This window comes from Streptomyces sp. NPDC037242 (assembly GCF_055604165.1).
Genome location: NZ_JBVJUY010000022.1, coordinates 94,873 through 116,053, shown reverse-complemented (window position 1 = coordinate 116,053; position 21,181 = coordinate 94,873). Strand labels below are relative to the sequence as shown.

Annotated in this window: 20 protein-coding genes, 1 tRNA gene and 1 riboswitch; of the genes, 11 read left to right on the top strand and 10 right to left on the bottom strand. The window is 73.8% G+C overall.

Annotated features, from left to right (window positions below):
* Positions 1-12 precede the first annotated feature (12 nt).
* The 3 genes from ACZ7GJ_RS25055 (at position 13) to ACZ7GJ_RS25045 (ending at position 3,098) form a co-directional block, all read left to right on the top strand.
* Entirely contained in the window at positions 13-1,653 is a 1,641-nt protein-coding gene (locus ACZ7GJ_RS25055; protein WP_470754869.1) for a N,N-dimethylformamidase beta subunit family domain-containing protein, read from the top strand.
* A gap of 124 nt (positions 1,654-1,777) precedes the next feature.
* Complete coding sequence (locus ACZ7GJ_RS25050) at positions 1,778-2,176, top strand: VOC family protein (protein ID WP_470754867.1); 399 nt, start codon at positions 1,778-1,780, stop codon at positions 2,174-2,176.
* Between the two features lie 70 nt (positions 2,177-2,246).
* The gene (locus ACZ7GJ_RS25045) at positions 2,247-3,098 is read left to right on the top strand and encodes a PhzF family phenazine biosynthesis protein (protein WP_470754865.1); all 852 of its coding nucleotides are present in this window, start codon (positions 2,247-2,249) and stop codon (positions 3,096-3,098) included.
* A gap of 31 nt (positions 3,099-3,129) precedes the next feature.
* Here ACZ7GJ_RS25045 and ACZ7GJ_RS25040 read toward each other — a convergent pair whose 3' ends face one another.
* Entirely contained in the window at positions 3,130-3,711 is a 582-nt protein-coding gene (locus tag ACZ7GJ_RS25040) for a TetR family transcriptional regulator (protein WP_470754862.1), read from the bottom strand.
* A gap of 130 nt (positions 3,712-3,841) precedes the next feature.
* On the opposite strand from ACZ7GJ_RS25040, the gene ACZ7GJ_RS25035 reads away from it, so the two are divergent.
* Complete coding sequence (locus tag ACZ7GJ_RS25035) at positions 3,842-4,120, top strand: hypothetical protein (RefSeq protein ID WP_470754861.1); 279 nt, start codon at positions 3,842-3,844, stop codon at positions 4,118-4,120.
* A gap of 31 nt (positions 4,121-4,151) precedes the next feature.
* Here the strand turns inward: ACZ7GJ_RS25035 and ACZ7GJ_RS25030 are convergent, their stop codons facing one another.
* The 5 genes from ACZ7GJ_RS25030 to ACZ7GJ_RS25010 form a co-directional block, all read right to left on the bottom strand.
* Positions 4,152-4,964, bottom strand: coding sequence for an ABC transporter ATP-binding protein (locus tag ACZ7GJ_RS25030; protein WP_470754858.1), 813 nt, complete (start codon positions 4,962-4,964; stop codon positions 4,152-4,154).
* On the bottom strand, positions 4,961-5,989 hold the full coding sequence (locus ACZ7GJ_RS25025) for a FecCD family ABC transporter permease (protein WP_470754857.1): 1,029 nt from the start codon (positions 5,987-5,989) through the stop codon (positions 4,961-4,963). The genes ACZ7GJ_RS25030 and ACZ7GJ_RS25025 overlap by 4 nt, the downstream gene beginning before the upstream one ends.
* Entirely contained in the window at positions 5,986-6,975 is a 990-nt protein-coding gene (locus ACZ7GJ_RS25020) for an ABC transporter substrate-binding protein (RefSeq protein ID WP_470754851.1), read from the bottom strand. The genes ACZ7GJ_RS25025 and ACZ7GJ_RS25020 overlap by 4 nt, the downstream gene beginning before the upstream one ends.
* Before the next feature lie 36 nt (positions 6,976-7,011).
* Positions 7,012-7,149: riboswitch (cobalamin riboswitch) on the bottom strand.
* A 107-nt stretch (positions 7,150-7,256) separates the two neighbouring features.
* A tRNA-Trp gene (locus tag ACZ7GJ_RS25015) sits at positions 7,257-7,330 on the bottom strand.
* 54 nt (positions 7,331-7,384) lie between these two features.
* Positions 7,385-8,119 (bottom strand): ankyrin repeat domain-containing protein, encoded by a 735-nt coding sequence (locus ACZ7GJ_RS25010; RefSeq protein ID WP_470754849.1) that lies wholly within the window; start codon positions 8,117-8,119, stop codon positions 7,385-7,387.
* A gap of 74 nt (positions 8,120-8,193) precedes the next feature.
* On the opposite strand from ACZ7GJ_RS25010, the gene ACZ7GJ_RS25005 reads away from it, so the two are divergent.
* From ACZ7GJ_RS25005 to ACZ7GJ_RS24995, 3 genes are all read left to right on the top strand, one after another.
* Positions 8,194-8,832: a DUF4352 domain-containing protein gene (locus ACZ7GJ_RS25005; protein ID WP_470754846.1), complete on the top strand. Its 639-nt coding sequence runs from the start codon at positions 8,194-8,196 to the stop codon at positions 8,830-8,832.
* Between the two features lie 116 nt (positions 8,833-8,948).
* On the top strand, positions 8,949-10,280 hold the full coding sequence (locus tag ACZ7GJ_RS25000; protein ID WP_470754844.1) for a glycoside hydrolase family 18 protein: 1,332 nt from the start codon (positions 8,949-8,951) through the stop codon (positions 10,278-10,280).
* Positions 10,281-10,396: 116 nt separating this feature from the next.
* Positions 10,397-11,281, top strand: a complete 885-nt coding sequence (locus tag ACZ7GJ_RS24995) for an aldo/keto reductase (protein ID WP_470754843.1) — start codon at positions 10,397-10,399, stop codon at positions 11,279-11,281.
* Here ACZ7GJ_RS24995 and ACZ7GJ_RS24990 read toward each other — a convergent pair whose 3' ends face one another.
* Together ACZ7GJ_RS24990 and ACZ7GJ_RS24985 are read right to left on the bottom strand one after the other, a co-directional pair.
* Positions 11,282-12,262 carry a PfkB family carbohydrate kinase gene (locus tag ACZ7GJ_RS24990; protein ID WP_470754840.1) on the bottom strand — a complete coding sequence of 327 codons (981 nt, stop codon included), beginning with the start codon at positions 12,260-12,262 and terminating at the stop codon, positions 11,282-11,284.
* Positions 12,259-12,927 carry a bifunctional 4-hydroxy-2-oxoglutarate aldolase/2-dehydro-3-deoxy-phosphogluconate aldolase gene (locus ACZ7GJ_RS24985; protein WP_470754839.1) on the bottom strand — a complete coding sequence of 223 codons (669 nt, stop codon included), beginning with the start codon at positions 12,925-12,927 and terminating at the stop codon, positions 12,259-12,261. The genes ACZ7GJ_RS24990 and ACZ7GJ_RS24985 overlap by 4 nt, the downstream gene beginning before the upstream one ends.
* 104 nt (positions 12,928-13,031) lie before the next feature.
* On the opposite strand from ACZ7GJ_RS24985, the gene ACZ7GJ_RS24980 reads away from it, so the two are divergent.
* Together ACZ7GJ_RS24980 and ACZ7GJ_RS24975 are read left to right on the top strand one after the other, a co-directional pair.
* A complete protein-coding gene (locus ACZ7GJ_RS24980; protein ID WP_470754838.1) occupies positions 13,032-13,841 on the top strand; it encodes an IclR family transcriptional regulator in 810 nt (269 codons plus the stop codon).
* Positions 13,842-14,046: 205 nt separating this feature from the next.
* Positions 14,047-15,264 (top strand): phthiocerol/phthiodiolone dimycocerosyl transferase family protein, encoded by a 1,218-nt coding sequence (locus ACZ7GJ_RS24975; protein WP_470754836.1) that lies wholly within the window; start codon positions 14,047-14,049, stop codon positions 15,262-15,264.
* Between the two features lie 88 nt (positions 15,265-15,352).
* On the opposite strand, the gene ACZ7GJ_RS24970 is transcribed toward ACZ7GJ_RS24975, so the two are convergent.
* Complete coding sequence (locus ACZ7GJ_RS24970; RefSeq protein ID WP_470754835.1) at positions 15,353-17,470, bottom strand: tetratricopeptide repeat protein; 2,118 nt, start codon at positions 17,468-17,470, stop codon at positions 15,353-15,355.
* Between the two features lie 132 nt (positions 17,471-17,602).
* On the bottom strand, positions 17,603-18,568 hold the full coding sequence (locus tag ACZ7GJ_RS24965) for a hypothetical protein (protein WP_470754834.1): 966 nt from the start codon (positions 18,566-18,568) through the stop codon (positions 17,603-17,605).
* A 118-nt stretch (positions 18,569-18,686) separates the two neighbouring features.
* Here ACZ7GJ_RS24965 and ACZ7GJ_RS24960 point away from each other — a divergent pair, with 118 nt between their 5' ends.
* Both ACZ7GJ_RS24960 and ACZ7GJ_RS24955 read left to right on the top strand, forming a co-directional pair.
* Complete coding sequence (locus tag ACZ7GJ_RS24960) at positions 18,687-19,379, top strand: MerR family transcriptional regulator (protein ID WP_470754832.1); 693 nt, start codon at positions 18,687-18,689, stop codon at positions 19,377-19,379.
* A 76-nt stretch (positions 19,380-19,455) separates the two neighbouring features.
* Positions 19,456-21,102: a sigma-70 family RNA polymerase sigma factor gene (locus ACZ7GJ_RS24955; protein ID WP_470754830.1), complete on the top strand. Its 1,647-nt coding sequence runs from the start codon at positions 19,456-19,458 to the stop codon at positions 21,100-21,102.
* Positions 21,103-21,181 lie beyond the last annotated feature (79 nt).

Here is a 21,181-nt window from a genome sequence, read left to right as displayed (position 1 = left end):
TAGCGTGCCCCCATGGATCAGGAGCACATATCCGGGGACGGCGAAAGCGCAGGCAGGCGGCGGTTCCTCGCCATCGCGACGGGCGCGGCCACGGCAGCCGGACTCGGTACGGTGGCCGGCTGCGCGGCCGGGGACAACGCCGGGGCCGCCGGCGCGAGCGGGGCGGGCGGGGCCGACCGGGCGGGCTCCGGCAAGAGCCCGAAGCCGTCCGCCTCGCCGGGCGAGAACGGGCCGGGCGGCTTCGACGTCAAGGCCGAGAACGCCCGCCCCGGGAACGCCGACTGGCAGGTGACCAAGGCCGGGGCGGCCCGCGCCGTCGAGGGCTTCGCGGACAGGGTCAGCGTGCTGCCCGGCGAGTCGTTCGGGCTGTACGTGTCCACCACCGCGCCCCGGTTCACGGTCTCCGCCTACCGGATGGGATGGTACGGCGGCGCCCGGGCCCGCCTGGTGTGGCGTTCCGAGGCGCTGCCGGGCGTGCGCCAGCCCGAGCACGGCGTGGACTCCGCGACCCGGACGGTCCGCACCCGCTGGGCCCGCAGCGCGACCGTCGAGACCAAGGACTGGCCCGAGGGCTGCTACCTGCTGCGGCTCGACGCGCAGGGCGCGGAGGGCCAGCGGTTCGTGCCGGTCACGGTCCGCTCGGCGGCCACGGCGGGACGTACCGTCGTGGTCAACGCGGTGGCCACCTGGCAGGCGTACAACCGGTGGGGCGGCTACGGCAGCTACGACGGCCCCGGCGGCGGCTACGCCTCGCGCTCGCTCGCCGTGACCTTCGACCGCCCCTACGAGTACGACGACGGCGCGGGCCTCTTCCTCGTGTACGAGGCGCCGCTGCTCGCGCTCGCCGAGCGCCTCGGCATACCCCTGGCGTACACGACCACCACCGACGTGGCCCGGGAGAAGCGGCTGCTGGAGGGGGCCGCGGCGGTGCTCTCGCTCGGCCACGACGAGTACTGGTCGCCCGAGCAGCGCGCCCACTTCACGGCGGCCCGCGACGCCGGGACCAACATCGCGATCCTGGGTGCGAACTGCTGCTACCGCCGCATCCGGCTGGAGCCCTCGGACCTGGGGCCCGACCGTACGCTGGTCTGCTACAAGTCCTCCTACGACCAGGACCCCGGTTTCAAACGCGGCCATCCGGCCACGGTCGACTTCCGCTCCCCGCCGGCCGCCGACCCGGAGAGCTCGCTGCTGGGCGTGATCTACGACGGCTACCCGGTGGACGCCCCGTACGTCGTGACGAACCCGGGCCACTGGCTGTTCGAGGGCACGGGGGCGAAGGCGGGCGACCGGTTCGCCCACCTGGTCGGTGTGGAGTACGACAAGGTCAACACCGGTTTCCCGACGCCCCGGCCGATCGAGATCCTGGCCCACTCCCCCGTGGTCTGCGAGGGCCGGCCCAGCCACCAGGACACGGCGTACTACACGGCGGCGAGCGGGGCCGGGGTCTTCGCGACGGGGACGATGCGGTGGGTGGAGGCCCTCGACGCGACGGGCGACGGCCGCAGCGGCGCCAACCACGGCTTGGACGCGCGGTCGGGGGCACTGACCACCCGGGTGACGGAGAACCTCCTACGGGTCTTCGCCGCGGGCCCGGCCGGCCGAACGCACCCGGCGCAGGACAACGTCAAGGCGGTGTACGGGGGTTCGTGATGGCGCGAATCCGGTGGACTCCACCCGGAAGGGATGTTTAGGATCACGTCACGGCATCGCGTGTCGGTCACCGACCGGGTGAGGCATGGAGGTGCCGTGACGTGCCTTTCGGAGGCATCCACATATGTCGGTACAGCTGAACCACACCATCATCCACTCCCGTGACAACCGGGAGTCCGCCGAGTTCCTGGCGCACATCCTCGGCCTCGAGGTCGGAGCCGAGTGGGGGCCGTTCGTCCCCGTCGAGACCGCCAACGGCGTCACCCTGGACTTCGCGACCGTTGCGGCCGAGTCCATCTCCGTGCAGCACTACGCGTTCCTCATCTCGGAAGCGGAGTTCGACGCTTCGTTCGAGAGGATCCGGGCGGCGGGAGTCCCGTACTTCGCCGATCCGCACGGCAAGCGCCCGGGCGAGATCAACCACAACGACGGCGGCCGCGGGGTCTACTTCCTGGATCCGGCCGGGCACGGGATGGAGATCATCACCCGCCCGTACGGCTACCAGCCGGACCCCGCCGAGTAGGGCCGGAGCCAGGCCATTCGGCTCGGATTGGCCTTGGTGGGGCGACAAGCGGCGTGGCTACCGTACCGGCATGCGAATCCACGTGGTCGACGCCTTCGCCGATCGTCCGTTCGCCGGGAACCCGGCGGGTGTCTGCCTCCTGCCCGCCGGGCAGTGGCCCGACGATGCCTGGATGCGGCAGGTCTCGGCCGAGCTGAACCACTCCGAAACCGCCTTCGCCCTCCCGCTGCCGGCTGCCGCCGAAGGTGAGGGCGGGGCCGGGGCCGACTGGGCCATCCGCTGGTTCACCCCGCTGGTCGAGTCCCGGCTGTGCGGTCATGCCACCTTGGCCACGGCGCACGTGCTGCGCACCGAGCGGGGGCTCCTGGGTACCGTGCGGTTCCACAGCCGACTGCACGGCGTACTCGTCACGCACCCCGACGGGGAAGGCGGCACCACTCTGGACCTTCCGGCCGCGCCCGTGGCCGAAGTGCCCGTTCCGGAGGGGCTGCACGCAGCCCTCGCGGCCAAGCCGACCGCCGCCTTCGGTACCGGCCCGCTCGGGGACCTCCTGGCGGTCCTGCCCGACGAGGCCGCCGTTCGCGACCTGACCCCCGATCCGCAAGCGCTGGCCGCCCTGACGCTCCGCGAGGACCTGCGCGGCGTCATCGTCACGGCCCCGGCGGCGCGCGAGGGGCTGGGGTACGAGTTCGTCTCCCGCTTCTTCGCGCCGGCCAGGGGCATCCCCGAGGACCCGGTAACGGGCAGCGCCCACACCGCGCTCGCCCCGTACTGGTCGGCGCGCCTGGGCCGCACCCGGCTCACCGGCCTCCAGGTGTCGGCCCGCACCGGCCTGGTCCGCACTGCCGTGCAGGGCGACCGCATCCACCTCACCGGCAACGCCGTCACGGTCCTACGGGGCACCCTGCGCGTCCCGTTCTGAGGTCGCAGGCGCGGTGTTCCGCGGCCCTGCCTCAGGCGGTGAGCTTGCGGACCAGGGCCACCAGGGCCGCCCGTTCGGCGTCCGGCCCGGCCTCCAGCGTTCCCGGCAGCAGGATCCGGGCCAGCTGCGGCATCGTGAACCAGACCGCGATCAGCGAGATCACCGCGTGCAGCAGCGCTCCGGCGGTCAGCTCGCCCGTGACGGCTCCCGCGCGCTGCGCATCGGCGATGGCCGCGAGCTTCTCGGCGTAGTGGTCGGTGCGTTCGCACTGGGCGGCGATCCGGTCGCCGCACTGCAGGCCCTCCCAGGCCTTCAGGCGCATGAAGTGCGGGTGGGCGCGGTGGTAGTCGAAGACCCGCCCCGCGTAGTCGGCGAGGTCGACCGGGAGCCCGGTGTCGATCGGGACGGCAGCCGCCATCTTCTCCAGCTCCGCCTCCAGTACGGCCATGAACAGCTTGTCCTTGCTGCCGAAGTACTGGTAGATCCGCTCCTTGTTGACGCCGGCCCGGGTGGCGACGCGGGCCACCCGGGCCCCCTCCGGCCCGAACTCGGCGAATTCCTCCACCGCCGCGTCGAGCAGGAGTTGTTTGGTGCGTGCTGTGTCCCAGGCCATGGATGCACTGTAGTGCCCCGCCGGGAATAACCAACCAGGTGTTTGGACTTTGGATCATGTGCGTGCAAGACTCCAACCACCCGGTTGGGGATTGCTCCCGCCGTGTCACACCGCTCTCAGGGGGAACACCATGTCCGCGAACGCGACTTCATCCGCTCCGTCGCCCGCCGCCGCTCCGGCCGGGCCGTCCGTGCACCGCCGCGCCTTCATCACCTGGCTGGCCGTCTACCCGACCATCACGCTCGCCCTCGCGCTGCTCGGCCCCGCCATGGGTGACCTGCCGCTCGTACTGCGCACGCTGATCCTCACCGCGATCGTCATCCCGGTCGTCGCCTACCTGTTGATCCCGGCCCTGATGAAGGCCAACGCCCGCCTCGGAACCCTCGGCCGCCGATCGGCCGGAGCATGACGCCGACGGGCGGCGCGCGTCCCGGAACTGGTCAGTTCCCCACTCGCGCCCCGTCCAGGGGAAGGTAGACGATGTTCGGCGCGCCGGTGTCCGGGTGGATCCCGATGCGCGCCCGGACGCCGTACACCTCGCCCAGCAACTCCTCCGTCAGGACCTCCTCCGGCGTCCCGCAGGCGGCCACCCGCCCGGCGGACAGCACGTACAGCCGGTCGCAGAAGGCGGCGGCGAGGTTGAGGTCGTGCAGGACGAGCAGTCCCGTCGCGGGCAGGGAGCGGACCAGGGCCAGGATCTCCAGCTGGTAGCGGATGTCCAGGTGGTTGGTCGGCTCGTCGAGGGCGAGCAGGCCCGGGTCCTGGACCAGGGCGCGGGCCACCAGGGCCCGCTGGCGCTCCCCGCCGGAGAGCTCGTCGAAGCGGCGCCCGGCGAGGGCGGCCGCGCCGACGGTCTCCAGCGCCCCGGCGACCTGGCGCGCGTCCTGCGGACCGTCCTGCTCCCAGAACCGCTTGTGCGGGCTGCGCCCCATCGCCACGACCTCGCGCACGGTCAGCCCGAAGGTGCCGCCCGCGTCCTGCGGCACGACCGCCACCCGGCGGGCGCGGTCCTTGACGCGCAGCACCGCCGCGTCCGCGCCGTCCAGCAGCACGCGGCCGGCCGTGGGCCGCAGCGCGCCGTAGACGCAGCGCAGCAGTGTGGTCTTGCCGCTGCCGTTGGGGCCGACCACTCCGACCGTCTCGCCGGGGCGGGCTACGAGGTCGACTCCGTGCAGCAGCGTGTGCCCGTCGGTCTCGTAACGCACGGCCTCGACCACGAGTTCCACCGGCCGCGATCCCGGATCCGCCGTCATCCGGCCACCCCCTCGGTACGGGTGGACCTGCGCAGCATCCACAGGAAGAACGGGCCGCCGACCAGCGCCGTGACCACGCCGACGGGGATCTCCTCGGGCGCCGCCGCGGTACGGGCGAGCAGGTCGGCCAGGGTCAGGAACACCGCCCCGCCCAGCGCGGCCACCGGCAGCAGCGCGCGGTGTCCGGCACCCACGACCATCCGGGCGGCGTGCGGAACCATCAGCCCCACGAAACCGATCGCCCCGCTGTAGGCCACCAGTACGCCGATGACGAGGGAGGTCAGGACGAAGACGGCCGCGCGGAACCGCCCGGTGTCCAGGCCCAGCGTCCGCGCGCCCTCCTCGCCCGCGAGCAGCAGGTCGAGCGGCCGGGCGAGGGCGACGAGCAGGCCGGTGCCGACGAGCAGCGCGGCCGCGGGCAGCGCCAGTTCGTCCCAGCGGGCCCCGCCCAGGCCTCCGAGGGTCCAGAACAGCACGCTGCGGACCTGGTCGGGGTGCGCGGCGAGCACGAGCACCAGGCTGGTGAGGGCGGACAGGACGTACTGGACGGCGACTCCGGCGAGGATCAGCCGGCCGGTGGTCATGGTGCCGCCGCGCCGGGCCATCGCGTAGACGGCGACGAGCGCGCCCATCGATCCGGCGAAGGCGGCCAGCGGCACGCCGACCCCGCCGGCGAATCCCGCGCCCGCGCCGAGGACGATGACCGCGACGGCTCCCGCCGAGGCCCCGGAGGAGGCCCCGAGCAGGAAGGGGTCGGCCAGCGGATTGCGCACCAGGGCCTGGAGCACGGTGCCCGCGACAGCCAGCCCCGCGCCGACGAAGACCCCGAGCAGGACCCGCGGCATGCGCACGTCCCACACGATGGAACCGAAGGCTCCGCCGCCCGGGCCGGGTCCGGCGAGCAGGATGTCGAGCACCCGGCCGGGCGCGATCCGCACCGGCCCGAGGGCCAGGCCCGCGACCGCGGACGCGGCCAGGGCGCAGCCGAGTACGAGGACGACGACCGGGGTACGGCGCCGCCTCACGCGGCGTCGGGGTGGAGCTGGCGGCCCAGGGACTCGACGGCGTCGGCGACGCGTACGCCGAGGACGGCCGAGGAGAGCGGGAGCACGACGAAGCGCTGGTTCTTGATCGCGGGAACCTGCGCCAGCGCCGGATCGTTCAACAGGCGCTGCTTCTTGGCTTCGACGGTGGTGCCGCCGTAGTCGTAGATGAGGACGATCTCGGGCCGCCGCTCGATGACCTTCTCCCACGACACGTCGCCGAAGGTGTCCTTGAGGTCGGCGAAGGTGTTCGTCCCGCCCGCCAGCGAGACGATCTGGTTCCCGATGCCGTCGCCTCCCGAGGTGAAGGCGGAGGCCTCGCCGGAGTCGTAGACGAAGACGGAGGGCTTGGCCCGGTCCTTCACACGCGCGGTGACGGCGTCGATGCGGCGCTGCTCGTCCTCGATGACCTTCGCGCCGCGCTCGGGCACGCCGAAGGTCCGTGCCACCTCGGTGATCTCGGTCTTGAGCTGTTCGAGACCGACCGGCCCTTCGGTGCAGTACTCCACACTGAGCCGCGAGTTGATGCCGGATCGGGCCAGTCCTTCGCGGTCGCGGCCCTGCGCCTTGTCGAAGGCGCTGGAGTAGCCGCCGTAGACGAAGTCGGGGTCGGCTCCGAGGAGGACCTCCTTGGAGGGGTACTCCTTGGCCAGCACCTTGATCTTGTCGTAGGCGGGCCGGTAGGCGGGCAGTACGGCGTCGTCCAGGTAGGCGGTCCCGGCGATCCGCTCCTCCAGCCCGAGGGCGAGGAGGATCTCGGTCGCGTGCTGGTTCATGGCGACGGCCCGTCGGGGCGGGGCCTGATAGGTGCTGCTGACCCCGCAGTTCGTGACGGTGTACGGGAATCCCGGCGCAGCGGCGGCCCCTGCCGCCGGGTCTCCCCCATCCGGGGAACCACCGCAAGCGGCCAGGGGTATCAGAAGTGAAACCGGCACAAATGCCCGCAGGAGTGCGCGAGAACGCGACATGGCGAAGCCTCTCCGGGGGATCCGCGTCCCCTGGTCGAAGTGAAGAGGCGGTGCGTCAGTGTCTGACTCCCAGATCCCTCGGGCGGGCTCCGGTCACAGTGGCGGGACCGCACCGGATTCGCACCGGTTTCCTGTCCTGCACCGCCTGGGTAACGCGGCCCAGTCTGCCAGACGCCCGGCGGCGGGCACCTCGGCGGTGAGGTGGGGGAACGACGAACGCCCAGGTGCGAGGGGTCTCGCGCCTGGGCGTTCGTTCACAACGGGGCCGTAGTACGGCGTTGCAGGGGCGGCAGGATTCGAACCTGCGGCCTTCGGTTTTGGAGACCGGCGCTCTGACCAGCTGAGCTACACCCCTTCGGCGAGACCAACCATGACACGGCAGGCGCCGAAGATCCACTGAATTCGGGGATCAACTCACGGGAATTTCGCGGCTCGTGCGGGCGCCGGCGGATCGGAGCCAGGCGATGAGGGGGCCATCGTCGCTGGTCAGAGCGATATCCAGGGGGGTCAGGTCGCCGTAGCCGATCCAGTTGATGTCCGCTCCTTGAGACAACAGGTATTGGGCAGTGGACAGTCGGCCCCCGTGGCAGGCACCCCAGAAGGCGCTGGTGACGTCCTCCCGGGACGCCCCGGCGGCGAGGAACTCCTCCACCCGGTCCAGGAGTCCGAGGGCCGCGGCGTCCTGGAGGTCGACACGGGCGCCGTGGTCGAGGAGGCGGCGCGCGGCGCGCCACTGGCCGAATCCGGTCGCGTCGGCCAGCGGGGTGCCGCCGCCGAGGAGGGCGCCCGGGGCCTCGATGTCCGCGCCCACCGCGATGAGCGCGTCGACGGCGGCCACGTCGTCATTGCTCGCGGCCCAGTGCAGTGGGGTTTCCGCGTGCGAACCGACGAACCGGGCTCCGGGATCCGCCCCGGCGGCCACCAGGGCGTGGATCACCTCCGTGGTCTGCGGGTAGTGCCCGGGCCAGTCGGTGGCGATGTGCAGCAGGCTGCGCTCCCCGGCGGCCGCGCCCCGCCGGACGATGCGGCAGGTCGCGAGCCCGGGGTTCGCGTCCAGGAGCCGACGCAGCTCCGACAGGTCGCCGGCGCGGATCGCTGCCGAGACGGAGACGGCGAGCGGGTCGCCGGATTCGAGGGAGAGCATGGGGATCAGGCTACGAGGGCGCACGCCGCTCCGGCCGGTGGCGGGACCGGGGGACGCGGAGGATCGTGGGCGGGGTGATCCGTCGAGCGGCAGCTTCCGCCGTGCGCCGAGAGGAGCGCGCCGCCGGGGCGCGGCCCCGCGTCCGGGTGCGGGCGGCGCGGCTCGCGGCGGCGATCCTGCTCGCGCCCGCCCTGCTGGGCGCGGCCGGCGCCTCCGGCGAGACCATCTCGCTCTCCGGCGACGGGCCGGGCGAGCGGCTCGACGTCACGCTCACCCGGGTGGTGGACCCGGCGACCCCGACGGACCCGGCCGACCCGGCGATCCCGGCCGACCCGGCGATCCCCGCCGAGCCGACGGAGCCCGCCGGCCCAGCCGACCCGACCGCCCCCGCGCCCGCGCCCGCGCCCGCGCCCGGCAGCGCCGATCGCCTGGTCTCCGTGGAGTTCCGCCTGGAGAACACCGGGACCGCCGTGTACGAGGACTCCCCAGCCGCCGCCGCGCACCTGCTGGACACGTACGGCCACCGGTACACCGGCGCCGGCATCTCGACGCAGGCGGGTGCGGCCTTCCCCGACACCGTCACCCTCGACCCCGGCGGCACGGCGCTCGGCTTCGCCACCTTCCGGCTGCCGAAGGACGCCCCGCTCGCCGCGGTGCAGTTCGCTCTGAACGGCGGCCTCGCCGACGACGTCGGCCACTGGAGCCTGTCCTGAAGCAGCCGGACCCGCCCTCTTGACCCACTCTGGTCCAGACCAATAGTTTCCGCATGCACAGCGCACGCACAGCACGGCTCAGGAGCACCACTCCCCCGCGTCCGTAAAGGAAGCCCATGCGCCGCAGCATGCTCGGCAGGCTGGCCGTCGCCGCCTGCTCCCTCTCCCTGCTCACCGCCTTCGCGCCCGCCTCCTCCGCCCACGGCGACGGCGACGGCGCCCGCGGCGGCTCCCCGTACAAAAGGGTCGGCTACTTCACCCAATGGGGGGTCTACGGACGGGACTTCCAGGTCCAGGACCTGGAGGCCAACGGCAGCGCCGGCAAGCTCACCCACATCAACTACGCCTTCGGCAATATCAGCCCGGACGGAAAGTGCTTCACCGGCAACGTGCCCGGCGAGGCCGACGCCTGGGCCGACTACGTCCGCCCGCTCGACGCGGAGAACTCCGTGGACGGCGTCGCCGACGACTGGCAGCAGCCCCTCGCCGGCAACTTCAACCAGCTGCGCGAGCTCAAGGCCAAGCACCCGGGCCTCAAGGTCCTGCTCTCGCTGGGCGGTTGGAGCTGGTCCACGCACTTCTCGGACGCCGCGCTGACCCCGGCCTCCCGCAAGGCCCTCGTGGAGTCCTGCATCGACCTCTACATCAAGGGGAACCTGCCGCAGGACGGCACCCGCGGCGGCGCGGGCGCGGCCGCCGGCGTCTTCGACGGGATCGACCTCGACTGGGAGTGGCCCGGATCGGCCGGTGACACCGACACCACCTACCGCCCGGAGGACAAGCGCAACTTCGCCGAGCTGGTCAAGGAGTTCCGCACCCAGCTGGACGCGTACGCCCAGAGCCAGCGCAAGCGGACGAAGTACGAGCTGACGGCCTTCGTCCCGACCGCGCCGGCCAAGATCGACGCGGGCTTCGACGTCCGCCGGATCATGCGCGACCTCGACTTCGTGACCCTCCAGGGCTACGACTTCCACGTCTCGGGCGAGAAGACGACGGCCCAGCAGTCCGCCCTGTACGCCCGCGGCGACTTCAGCGTGGACGGAACGGTCGACGCCTGGCAGCGGCGCGGCGCGCCCGCGCGCAAGCTGGTGATGGGCATGCCGTTCTACGGACAGGGCTGGACCGGCGTGAGCGGCGGCGGGGACGGCATGGGACAGCCGGCCACCGGCCCGGCGCCGGCCACCTGGTCGGCCGGGTACGAGGACTACAAAGCGCTGAAGGAACTGGCCGGTTCGGGGACGTACAAGGTCTACCGCGACCGGCGCGGCGGCCACGCCTGGCTGTTCGACGGCAGCACGCTGTGGACGTACGACGACCCGCAGGTGCTGCGCACCAAGACCCGGTACATCCGCGAGCACGGCCTGGGCGGCGCCATGTTCTGGTCCCTGGACGCCGACACCGCCGACGGCGAGCTGATGACGGCCGTCGACCAGGGTCTGCGGGGGTAGTAGGACGTCTGGGTGCCCAGGTCCCCTGACAGCGCCGCCGGGCCGCGGAAGCGTCCGGTCCGGCGGCGCGCCAGGCCGCGCCCTCCCCGCGCGGCGGGCCCGGTTACCCTCACCGGATGACTTCGGACAAGATCAACGCCGCCGACGCGGGCACCTGGCGGCTCGGCGACCTGACCGTCAACCGCATGGGATTCGGCGCGATGCGCCTCACCCACCTCGCGGACGGCTCCCCCAGCGACCGGGAACGGGTGACCGGCGTGCTCCGGCGCGCCGTCGAGCTCGGCGTCAACCACATCGACACCGCCGCCTTCTACTTCTCCCCGACCCGCTCCGCGAACGAGCTGATCAACCACGCCCTCGCCCCGTACGGCGACGAGCTCGTGATCACCACCAAGGTCGGCCCCGGCCGGGACCCGTCGGGGGCCTGGTGGTGGGCCGAGCCCGGGCAGCTGCGCGGGCAGGTGGAGGAAAACCTGCGCCAGCTGGGCCGCGACCACCTGGACGTGGTCAACCTGCGCCTGCCGCCCTCGGCCGCCGCCACGCCGCTCGCCGAGCACTTCGGGGTCCTCGCCGAGCTCCGCACGGCCGGGCTCATCCGGCACCTCGGGATCTCCAACGCCGGCGCCCACCACCTCGCCGAGGCCCAGGCCATCGCACCGGTGGTGTGCGTGCAGAACGCGTACGGGATCGGGGCGCCGGCCGAGGCGAACGCCCTGCTGGACGCGTGCGGGGAACAGGGCATCGCCTTCGTGCCGTTCTTCGCCATAGCGGGCGCCGGCCGGGAGGCCGGGGTCGTCGCGACCGAGGACGAGCGGGTACGCCAACTCGCCGCGGCCCACGGGGTCTCCCCGGCCCAGCTGCGCCTGGCCTGGACGCTGAACCGCGGCGCCCACGTGCTGGCGATCCCCGGCACCGGGAACCCGGAGCACCTGGCCGAGAACATCGCCGCGGGCGCGCTGCGCCTGTCCGCCGAGGAGATCGCCCTGCTCGAACCCGCCTAGTCAGCGCTGCGCGGCGGCCAGGGCGGCCGTGTCGGCGAAGGCCGGGATGCCGCCGGTGCCCCCGCGGCCGGACACCGAGAGGGAGGCGGCCGCCAGCCCGTACGCGACGGCCTGCGCGAGGCCGTCGCCCAGAGCGAAGCGTGCGGTGGTGGTGCCGGTGAAGCAGTCCCCGGCACCGGTGGCGTCGACCGGGTCGGGGTTGACGGGCACGGGGTGGTACGCGGCCCCCGAGCCGTCGTCCAGCAGCAGCCGGCCGGCGCCCGCGGTGACGGCGACCGTACGGGCCCCGAGTGCGCGGTAGCGGGCGGCCGCGGTGGCCGGGTCGGTGGTGCCGACCAGGGCCAGCGCGTCGGCCGGGCAGGAGGTCTTGAGCAGCCCGGTCAGCGGGGCGATCCGGGCCAGCAGCTCCCGGGCCTCGCTCCGGCTGGTGAGCCGGGGCCGGAAGTTGGGGTCGTACGAGAGGTGGCCGCCGGCCTCGTGCACCACCTGGGCGGCGGCCAGCACCGCGGCGCGGCTGCTCGGGGACAGGGCGCCGGCGATACCGCCGGTGACCAGCGCCTTGCAGCCGGCCAGCAGCCCGCGCCAGGACTCGACGTGCTCGACCCCGAGGGTGGAGCCGGCGCTGCGGGTGCGCCAGTAGACGAACTCCCGGTCGCCCTCGGGGTCGGCAGAGAGCAGGTAGGCGCCGTTGGGGCGGGGGGCGCGGCGTACGTGGGAGACGTCGACGCCGAGTTCGGCGGCGCGGGCCAGCAGCGGGACGCTCAACTCGTCGTCCCCGACGACCGCGAGCAGCGCCGTGCGGGCCCCGGCGGCCGCGGCGGCGGCCGCCGCGTTGAGGGCGTCGCCGGAGTAGGAGATGCGGGCGGGGGTGCCGTCGGCGGCGTCGCGCAGGGCGGCGTCGGCGTGGATCTCGACGAGTACCTCGCCGAGCACGAGGACGTCGTAGGCCCCGGTGGCACCGGCGGTAGCGGTCACGCTCACGGTCGCGCCCCCGGGCCCGCACAGTCGCCCAGGCCGCAACAGGGCAGGGCCAGCTCGGCGAACACGGCGGCGAGTTCGCCGGGGTCGGCCGGCAGGCCGCTGCCGATGCCGACGGCGGCCGCCCCCGCGGCGAGCCACTCACCGGCCTCGGCGGGTGCGATGCCGCCGGTCGGGATGATCAGGGCCTCGGGCAGGACCGCCTTGAGGGAGCGGATGAACCGGGGTCCGCCGACGTGCGCGGGGAAGACCTTGGCCGCGCCGGCGGACCGGGCGGCCGAGGCGATCTCGCCGGGGGTGAAGCCGCCCTCGACGAAGACGGCCCGGCGTTCCTCGGCGGCCTTCCGGACCTCGGGGGCCGGGTAGGGGGAGATCAGGAAGGCCGCGCCGGCGTCGAGAGCGGCGTGCGCGTGTCCGGCCGTGGTGACGGTGCCGACGCCGATCAGGGCGGGTCGGCCGCGCGCGTCGGCGAGCGGTGCGGTGCGGGCGACCGCCTCGGCCCAGCCGGGTGTGGAGGTGGTCAGCTCGACGGCGCGGCAGCCGGCCGCGAGCAGGGCGGTGGCCTGGCGGACGGCCTCGTCCGCGTCGGAGTTGCGCAGCACCGGCAGCAGGCGCTGGGCGGCTATGACCGCGTACGGATGGCAGGACCCGACGCGAGCAGTAGGCACGTACGGCACGGACGACACAGTCCCTCCAGTTGTTCCACGTAGTGGAACTCCGTATCATGTAGCGGAACCATTTGGTCTAGACCCTACACATGGCGGGAGGCCCCGTGTCAACGGAGGAGACGAAGGAGACCGAGGAGACCGAGGAAGCCGCGGGCGGTACGCGCGGCGGGCGGACCTCGACGGCCGGCTCGGCGCTGGAGAAGTCCCTGCGCATCCTGGAGGCGGTGGCCGCGCCCGGCGGACCGCACCGGCTCGCCGATGTGACGGCCGCCGCGGCGGTACCGAAGTCGAGCACGTTCCGGATCCTGGCCTCGCTCATCGAGCAGGGCTTCGTACGCTCCGAAGGCGACAGCCGGTACGGGGTGGGCCCCCGGCTCCGCGGACTGTCCGCCATGGTCAGCGGCGGGGAGCCGGCGAGCATCGAGGGGATCCTGCGGGAGCTCCAGCAGTCCACCGGCCAGACGGTCCACCTCGCCCTGCACAGCGGGGAGACCATCACCTACATCCGGAAGCTGGAGGGCACCCAGCCCTTCCGGACGGCCTCCCGCATCGGCATGCGGATGCCGCTGCACACGACGGCCATCGGCAAGAGCGTCCTGGCCCACCTGCCGGCCGGGGACGTGGCGGAGCTGATCTCCGCCACCGGGCTGCCGGGCCGGACGCCGAACACGCTGACCACCCCCGAGGCCCTGCGGACCGAGCTGGCGGCCATACGGGAGCGGGGCTTCGCGCTCGACGACGAGGAGAACGAGCCCACGATCCGCTGCATCGGCGCCGCGATCCTCGGGCCGACGGGCCGCCCGGTCGGCGGGGTCAGCGTCACCACGGTCACCTTCCTGGTCTCCCGCGAGGAGATCGAGGCGTACGCCCCCGCCCTGCACGCGGCGACCCGGGCCCTCGCGCCGCTGCTCTGAGCACCTCTTTGCCACATGAATCCGTGCGCCTGCGGCACCCCCTAGACTGACTTCCTCATAAATGCCCGTTTAGGCAGCAAAGGACAGCTTTCGCATGACTGAGACGGTCTCGTCGGTTATGGCCGGCCGGATGTTGGCTCCGTCCGAGGCCCTGTACTTGGAGCCCGCGAAGACCGTGGCGTACGCCCTCGTCATCGAGGGCCCGTTGAACGCCCTCGCCTTGTCGGAGGCATTCGAGGCGTTGTGCCGAGCACATCCGGTCTTCACCGGGTACATCCGGTCCGGACATGCGGGGCACGAGTTCGTAGTGGATGGCGACCGCCCCGCCCCCGCGGTTCGGATCCGCGCCGGAGACGGGAATCCGGCATCGGCGACCCGAAGGCTGAACCACACCGAGGAACTCATCGGCCTGGAGGTCTCCCACTGCGGTGGCCGCTCGACGGTCGCCCTGCTGACGGACCACTGCATCGCGGACGCCGCCGCATCCGTCGCACTGCTCGCCGAATTGTGGGGTCACTACACCGACATCGTCGAAACCGGTCTTCCCACGTCGCTCGGTGTGTTCCCGATTCCGGAATCGCTGGAATCGCTCCTGGCGCACCGGCAGGTCCCCCGACTCGGCCGCAGCGGAGTGGAAGCGCTCTTCGAGCCGGTGGTGGTGCCGGATCGGCCGGAGGCGACGTCGTCGGCCGCGAAGGCGCCCCCCGCCGAGCAGGCGCATCGCCGGATCCGGTTCACGGCCGAGACGACCTCGGCGCTCGGCCGGCTCGGGCGCTCCAACGGGATCTCGATCCACGGTCTGGTCTCGGCGTCCGTGATGATCGCCCATGCCACGGTCGCCGCCGACGGGCCGCAGGAGGTGGCCGTTCCCTTCATGTATCCGGTCGACGTGCGCACCCGTATCAGCCCGCCGGTGGACGCGCTCGCAGGGACCAACGTCTTCGGGACGGTCGGATTCAAACGAGCCGTCGGCGCGAACACCGACCCGCTGGCGCTCGCCAAAGACCTGCTCGGCGAACTGGACGCGAGCATCAGCGACGGCGTCGTACAACAGTCGCAGCTCCACCTGACCGGCCAGGACCAGGAGCCTTCGGCAGGCGGCCCCGCAGATGACCCGGAACCGAGCGGGACACCGGTGACGCTGGCGCGGGACACGACCATGCTGACGAACTGGGGACGGATCCCGGACCTGCGCATCCCACCGGATCTCACCCTCGTGGACTTCCGCGGCACCATCCTCGGTGAACATCTCAGGCCGGCCGAGGGAGCCGATCCGGGCGAACCGCCGGCCCCCACGTCCACCTACATCGCCACGACCTTCGACGGACGCCTCAGCGTCGAACTGGCCACTGCGCACTCTGCGTCATACGCAGACGACGTCTGTTCGGCCCTCGAAAAGACCATCCGGCAGCTGACCGCCTGAGGGCCACCCCGTATTCAGGCCGCCCCAGCAGCCGAATCACGGGATCGGAGACAAGCACCAGGAACTGCCGTCCGGGTCGTCCGCGAAACTACGCCCTCCCGCGGCCGGCGGCCGCGCCGCCGGTCAGCAGCTCGCGCGCCGCCCACACGTGCCGGTGGCCCGGCTCCAGTACGGACTCGGCCTCCGCAAGGGCGGTGGTCAGCACCTCCCGGGCCTCGGCCGGGCGGCCCTGGGCGATCAGGGCCCGGGCCCACTCCAGCCGGGAGTGGATCACGTGCGGGTGGCCCTCGCCGAGCACCCGGGCCCGGTCGGCCGCCAGCGCGCCCCAGGCCCCGGCCGCCTCGGCGGTGGCGCCGGCGCGGGCGGCGAGTGCCGCCAGGCTGCCCCGGATGGCCAGGGTGTGTGGGTCGTCCGGGCCGATCCGCTCCTCGGCGTCGGCCAGCAGCTCCGCCAACGCCCGCTTCGTCTCGGCCGGTTCCCCGGGCCGGAACCAGATCAGGCTTCGCCGGGTGGCCAGCACCTGCGGGTGCCCGGCGCCCTGGACGCGCAGCCGGTCCGCGAGCAGCGCCTCCAACTGCCGGGCCGCCGAGCGGTGGTCGCCCGCCTCACCGGTGAAGTAGGCCAGTTGGTGCCGCGTCGCCAAGGTGTCGGGGTGGTCGGCGCCCAGCACCTCCGCGGTGTCCGCCGCCAGGGCCGCGAACTGCGCCGCGGCCGCCAGGGGGTTGCCGGACTCGCCGGTGAAGAAGGCGAGTTGGTGCCGGGCCGCCAGGGTGTCCGGGTGCCGCGGGTCGAGCCGGTCCGTGCGCCGCCGGACGATCCCGGCGAGGTCGGCGGCCGCCCGGCGCGGCTGACCCGCGTCCCCGATGGCGGTGGCCAGCGGCAGTTCGGCCCCCTGGACCCCGCCGCGCAGGGCGAGCGCGAGGGCTTCGACGGCCCGGGCGAGCCGCCCCTCCTGGTGGGCGACGAGCCCCATGTCATAGGCGTCCGCGGGCTCCACCCGGGCCAGCAGGCCCCGCCACAGATGATCGGGAACCGGCCCCTGGCCCGGCGCGTTCAGCAGGTAGTCGAAGGCCGTGTAGCCGGCCCCGTAGTTGCCGACCAGCAGCCCGCTCGTGGCGTAGGCGGCCGCGCAGGCCCACTCCATCGCCGCGGCGAAGGGCTCCGGCTGGAGGTCGCCGCCGCCGCGCGCGGCCAGGTAGGGGACGTGCAGCTCGCGCAGCCAGTCCCGGGTGACCGGGCGGCGCAGCCCCGCCCGGCGGCAGTCCACCGCCGCCGTCACCACGGCCGCGCCGCGCGGGTTGGCGCCGGGTGCCCAGGCGTTCTCCCAGGAGGCGAGCAGCTCCGGTCCGGCGGCCAGCACCTCCGCGACCCCGAACCGCTCCCCCGCGGACAGCGCGGCCCCGATCCGCGGGTCGCCCCGATGGGCGGCGGCCCGGTCGCGCTCCCGCTCGGACCAGTGGCGGGGCAGCCGGATGACGGCGGCGTTCTGCAGCAGGTCGCGCTGGGCCCGCCAGGCGTCCCGGTCGGAGCCGGTGAGCCGGCTCTCCTCACGGGCGTCGTAGCGGCGGTACTCCTGTACCCGCATGGTCGCGATCACCACGGTCCGGCGGAGCGCGGCGAGCCGGGCGGCCGTGAGCCCGCCCGCGCCGAGGTGGTCCTCCAGGTCGTCGAGCCACAGCACGGCGCGGCGCCGGCGCGCGGCGATCCGTACCGCCTCGGGCAGTGCGGCGCGGGACAGCGGCCGGACGAAGGCGTGCCGGGGGTAGCGGCTACGGGCCACCTCGTAGGCGAGCCGGGTCTTGCCGGCGGTGGACTCCCCGACCACGAGCACGAAGCGGGCCCCGTCCAGGGCCTGGCGCAGCCGCGGTTCGGCGTCGCGCTCGATGTACGCGGGCGGCGGGTGCCCGGGGCCCTCGGCGGGGTGCGCGCCGGCGAGTTCGGGCCGGTGCACCTGGCGCAGCCGCGGGATCCGCCCGGCCGGGGTGCGCAGCACCTCTCCCGGGGCGTTGCCGGCCGGCTCCGCCGGGCGCATCAGTTCCGCGACGAGTCCGGAGAGCGTGGTCACGGCCGCGCCGATCCCGGCGGCCCAGGCTCCCGAGGTCCACACGGCCGCGAGGGCCACCGCGCCCGCGCCCAGTCCGACCGCTCCGAGGTAGCCGATCCAGCCCCTGGTCCGGCCGGTACCCCGTAATGGCAACGCCGACATGCCGCCCCCCACCCGCCCGTGGTCACCCCCATTGTGACCCCGCGAACGCGTTCGGGTACCCCAACGGAAAGCGGCGGTACCGGAGTTCCCCGGAACCGCCGCTCCCCCCGCCGCCCCGCCGCCCCCGGGGGCTCAGCCCCCGGCCGCGGCCCCCGCCGGCTCCCGGTGCCGGTCCGCCGGCCGCCGGGACCGCAGCGCGAGCACCGCCCCCGCCGCCGCGGCGACGGTGCCGGCCAGTGCCGCGGCGGCCGTCAGGGTCGCGCCGTCGGGCGAGGTGAGCGGCTGGCCGCGCAGGGCCTGCCAGGTGGCCAGGCCCACCAGACCGGCGTATCCCGCCCCCGCCACCAGTACGAGGCGCGGCCGCACCCCCGTGTCGGCCGCCCATCCGTACCGCCGGGCCGCGAAGGTCAGCCCGAGCGCGAGCAGCGGCAGCACCTGGAGCGCGTGCATGCCGACGAAGTGGGCGATCCGCAGGTCGCCCCCGGTGCTGGCCCAGCCGGTGACGGGCAGGTGCGGGCCGCCGTCCGGGACGCCGACGCTGTGCGCGCCGGTCGTACCTGTGGTCCGGCCGGCCAGTTGGTCGGCGGTGGGCTGGGTCATCAGGAAGCCGAGTCCGAGGCCGGCGAGGGCGATGACCGAGCCGATCCGGATCGCCCACGTGGTGGCCCGGTCGGCGAGCTTCTGCCGCCAGAGCAGTACCGCCATCACCAGGGTCGCCAGCCACAGCACCACCACGGTGGTGCCCATGAGGCTGAACAGCATCTGGTCCAGCGGGGTTTCGGTGTTGAAGTGGCTGCGTCTGCCCCGTAGGACCTGGCCGACGATCACGACCATCTCCAGGAGGCTCGCCACCGCCACGACGGTCCCCGCCCACCAGCTCGTCCGTCTCCCGCGGGTCAGCAGCGAGTGCATCCAGGCCAGGGTCGACCCGTACAGCACGAAGGAGATCGAGAACTTGAGCGGCTTGTGCCAGATCGGCGAGCCGACGAGTGTCCGGTCGTCCACGATCAGCCCGCCGGCGCTGACCAGGGCGAGCACCCCCATGGCGGCCGAAAGGCCGAGGAGTGGGCGATGCCATCCTTCGATGTGGTTCCGCATACTGTTCCCCCCGTAGTGGATAGCTCTACTATCCAATTACCGATAGCTCCACTATCCATAACGCACCCCGGCCGCGCAAGGCCCGGGGACCACACAGAGGAGAGAATTCACTTTGCGCATGGGCGAGTTGAGCCGCACCACGGGCATCCCGGTGCCCACGATCAAGTACTACCTCCGCGAAGGCCTGCTCCCCGCGGGTGAGCTGACCAGCCCCAATCAGGCGCACTACGGGGACCGGCACGTCCGCCGGCTGCACCTGATCCGCGCCCTCACCGAGGTCGGCGGACTCCCGCTGGCCTCCGTGGGCAAGGTCGTGGAGGCCGTGGAGGACCACGAGCGGCCGGTGCACGAGCTGTTGGGCGCGGCCGCCCGGACCATCGACCTCGACTATCCGCAGGAGACCGACGCCGCCCATCACGAGCAGGCCCGGGCCATGGTCGAGGAGCTGATCGACCGCCGCGGCTGGCAGATCCCGCCCGACCACCCGGCGACAGTGGCCCTCACCTCCGCCATGGCCTCCATGCTCGCCGTGGGCCACGGGGACTACCTGGACCTCCTGGACGAGTTCGCGGGCGCCTCGGAGCGGATCGCCGCCGCCGACCTCGCCTACGTGGCGCTCCGGGAGCAGCCGGAGGACCTGGTCGAGCGGGTGGTGGTGGGGACCGTACTGGGGGATGCGATGCTGGCTGCCCTGCGGCGGAGCGCCCAGGTGGACGCCTCCGCACGGCGCTACGCCCCGGTCCCCGGCGGCCCGGCACCGCGCCCCTCGCACGGCCACCCTCCGCAGGCCGGGAACACGACTTCCGGATAAGTGTTATCGGGGCCCCTCTCGACGGTCTCCCAGGTATTGGGCATCATCGACCGCCGGCACGGACAGGGAACATCACATGACTACTGAGCACACGGCAGCGCTGGTCGCCGCGGCCCGCGCGGGCGATCCCCGCGCGCAGGACGACCTGGTCAGCACCTATCTGCCGCTCGTCTACAACATCGTCGGGCGGGCCCTGAACGGGTCCTGCGACGTGGACGACGTGGTCCAGGACACGATGCTGCGTGCGCTCGACGGACTGGACGGCCTGCGCGCGGACGAGAGTTTCCGCTCCTGGCTGGTGGCGATCGCGATGAACCGGGTACGGGCGCACTGGCAGGCCCGGCAGAGCGCCCCCGGCGAGAGCGGCCTGGAGGCCGCCTGGGAGCTGGCCGACCCGGGCGCCGACTTCGTGGACCTGACCGTCGTACGGCTCAACCTGGAGGGTCAGCGGCGCGAGACGGCCCGCGCCACGCGCTGGCTGGAGCCCGACGACCGGGCGCTGCTGTCGCTGTGGTGGCTGGAGTGCGCCGGTGAGCTGACCCGCGCGGAGATGGCGGCAGCGCTGGAGCTGTCCCCGCAGCACACGGCGGTGCGCGTGCAGCGGATGAAGGCGCAGCTGGAGTCGGCACGGGTGGTGGAGCGGGCGCTCGGCGCGCAGCCGCCGTGCGAGGCGCTGCGGGTGGTGGCGGCGAGCTGGGACGGTCTGCCCTCCGCTCTGTGGCGCAAGCGAATAGCCCGGCACGCCCGGGAGTGCGTACGTTGCTCCGGGCTGTGGGGCGGTCTGATGCCGGCCGAGGGGCTGCTGGCGGGGCTGGCGCTGGTGCCGGTCTCGGTGGCCCTGCTGGCGGGCGTACGGTCGGCCGCGGCGGCCGGGTTCGACCTCGCGGGCACGGCCGCGGGCTTCGCCGACGGCGTCGGCCACGCGGGCGCCGCCGGTGCGCCGACGCAGCTCACCCCGGCCGGGAGCCCGGCCGGGAGCCCGGCCGGCGGCCGCGGCGCGCTGCGCAGGCGGCGGCAGAACCGCCGCCGCGCGATCGGCGGCGCGGCGCTCGCCGCCTGTGTCGTGGGGGGCGGCCTGGTGTACCTCGGCACCCTGCCGGGCAGCGGTGACGCCGAGGCGGGCGGCGGCGCGCCCGCGGCCCCGATGGCCGCGCTCTCGGCCACCGAGGGCGGCGGGCTCCCCTCCGAATCGGCGTCCCCCTCCCCCTCCCCGTCGGCCTCCGCCTCGCCGAGCCCGTCGGCCGCGAGTCCGAGCCCGAGCCCGACACCGACCCCGTCGCAGACCCGCCCCACCCCGCCGGCGACCACTCGCGCCCCGGCTCCCCCGCCGGCCCCCGCGCCGCAGGGCGCCGCGGCCCAGGTGGTGGCGCTGGTCAACACCGAGCGGGCGGCGGCCGGCTGTGGTCCGCTCAAGGAGGACTCGCAGCTGCGTGCAGCCGCCCAGGGGCACTCCGACGACATGGCGAAGCGGGACTTCTTCTCGCACACCAACCCCGACGGCGCCGACCCGGGGCAGCGGACGACCGCGGCCGGGTACCGCTGGTCCACGTACGGGGAGAACATCGCGGCGGGCCAGCAGACCCCGCAGCAGGTCATGGACGCGTGGATGAAGAGCCCGGGGCACCGCGCGAACATCCTCAACTGTTCCTTCAAGGACATCGGGGTCGGCATCCACCAGGGCGCGGGCGGTCCCTGGTGGACGCAGAACTTCGGGGCGAAGTAGCCGCCCCTCCCCGCCGGCCTGCCCCGCCGCGCACCCCGCCTCCGCTGCCTGATTCAAATCCGGGGCAAGATAGGGGCTG

Excerpts from the sequence above, each read along its gene's own strand:
- ACZ7GJ_RS25055 (WP_470754869.1), top strand. The coding sequence starts at position 13 with ATGGATCAGGAGCACATATCCGGGGACGGCGAAAGCGCAGGCAGGCGG.
- ACZ7GJ_RS25050 (WP_470754867.1), top strand. The coding sequence starts at position 1,778 with ATGTCGGTACAGCTGAACCACACCATCATCCACTCCCGTGACAACCGG.
- ACZ7GJ_RS25045 (WP_470754865.1), top strand. The coding sequence starts at position 2,247 with ATGCGAATCCACGTGGTCGACGCCTTCGCCGATCGTCCGTTCGCCGGG.
- ACZ7GJ_RS25040 (WP_470754862.1), bottom strand. The coding sequence starts at position 3,711 with ATGGCCTGGGACACAGCACGCACCAAACAACTCCTGCTCGACGCGGCG.
- ACZ7GJ_RS25035 (WP_470754861.1), top strand. The coding sequence starts at position 3,842 with ATGTCCGCGAACGCGACTTCATCCGCTCCGTCGCCCGCCGCCGCTCCG.
- ACZ7GJ_RS25030 (WP_470754858.1), bottom strand. The coding sequence starts at position 4,964 with ATGACGGCGGATCCGGGATCGCGGCCGGTGGAACTCGTGGTCGAGGCC.
- ACZ7GJ_RS25020 (WP_470754851.1), bottom strand. The coding sequence starts at position 6,975 with ATGTCGCGTTCTCGCGCACTCCTGCGGGCATTTGTGCCGGTTTCACTT.
- ACZ7GJ_RS25010 (WP_470754849.1), bottom strand. The coding sequence starts at position 8,119 with ATGCTCTCCCTCGAATCCGGCGACCCGCTCGCCGTCTCCGTCTCGGCA.
- ACZ7GJ_RS25000 (WP_470754844.1), top strand. The coding sequence starts at position 8,949 with ATGCGCCGCAGCATGCTCGGCAGGCTGGCCGTCGCCGCCTGCTCCCTC.
- ACZ7GJ_RS24995 (WP_470754843.1), top strand. The coding sequence starts at position 10,397 with ATGACTTCGGACAAGATCAACGCCGCCGACGCGGGCACCTGGCGGCTC.
- ACZ7GJ_RS24970 (WP_470754835.1), bottom strand. The coding sequence starts at position 17,470 with ATGTCGGCGTTGCCATTACGGGGTACCGGCCGGACCAGGGGCTGGATC.
- ACZ7GJ_RS24965 (WP_470754834.1), bottom strand. The coding sequence starts at position 18,568 with ATGCGGAACCACATCGAAGGATGGCATCGCCCACTCCTCGGCCTTTCG.
- ACZ7GJ_RS24960 (WP_470754832.1), top strand. The coding sequence starts at position 18,687 with ATGGGCGAGTTGAGCCGCACCACGGGCATCCCGGTGCCCACGATCAAG.
- ACZ7GJ_RS24955 (WP_470754830.1), top strand. The coding sequence starts at position 19,456 with ATGACTACTGAGCACACGGCAGCGCTGGTCGCCGCGGCCCGCGCGGGC.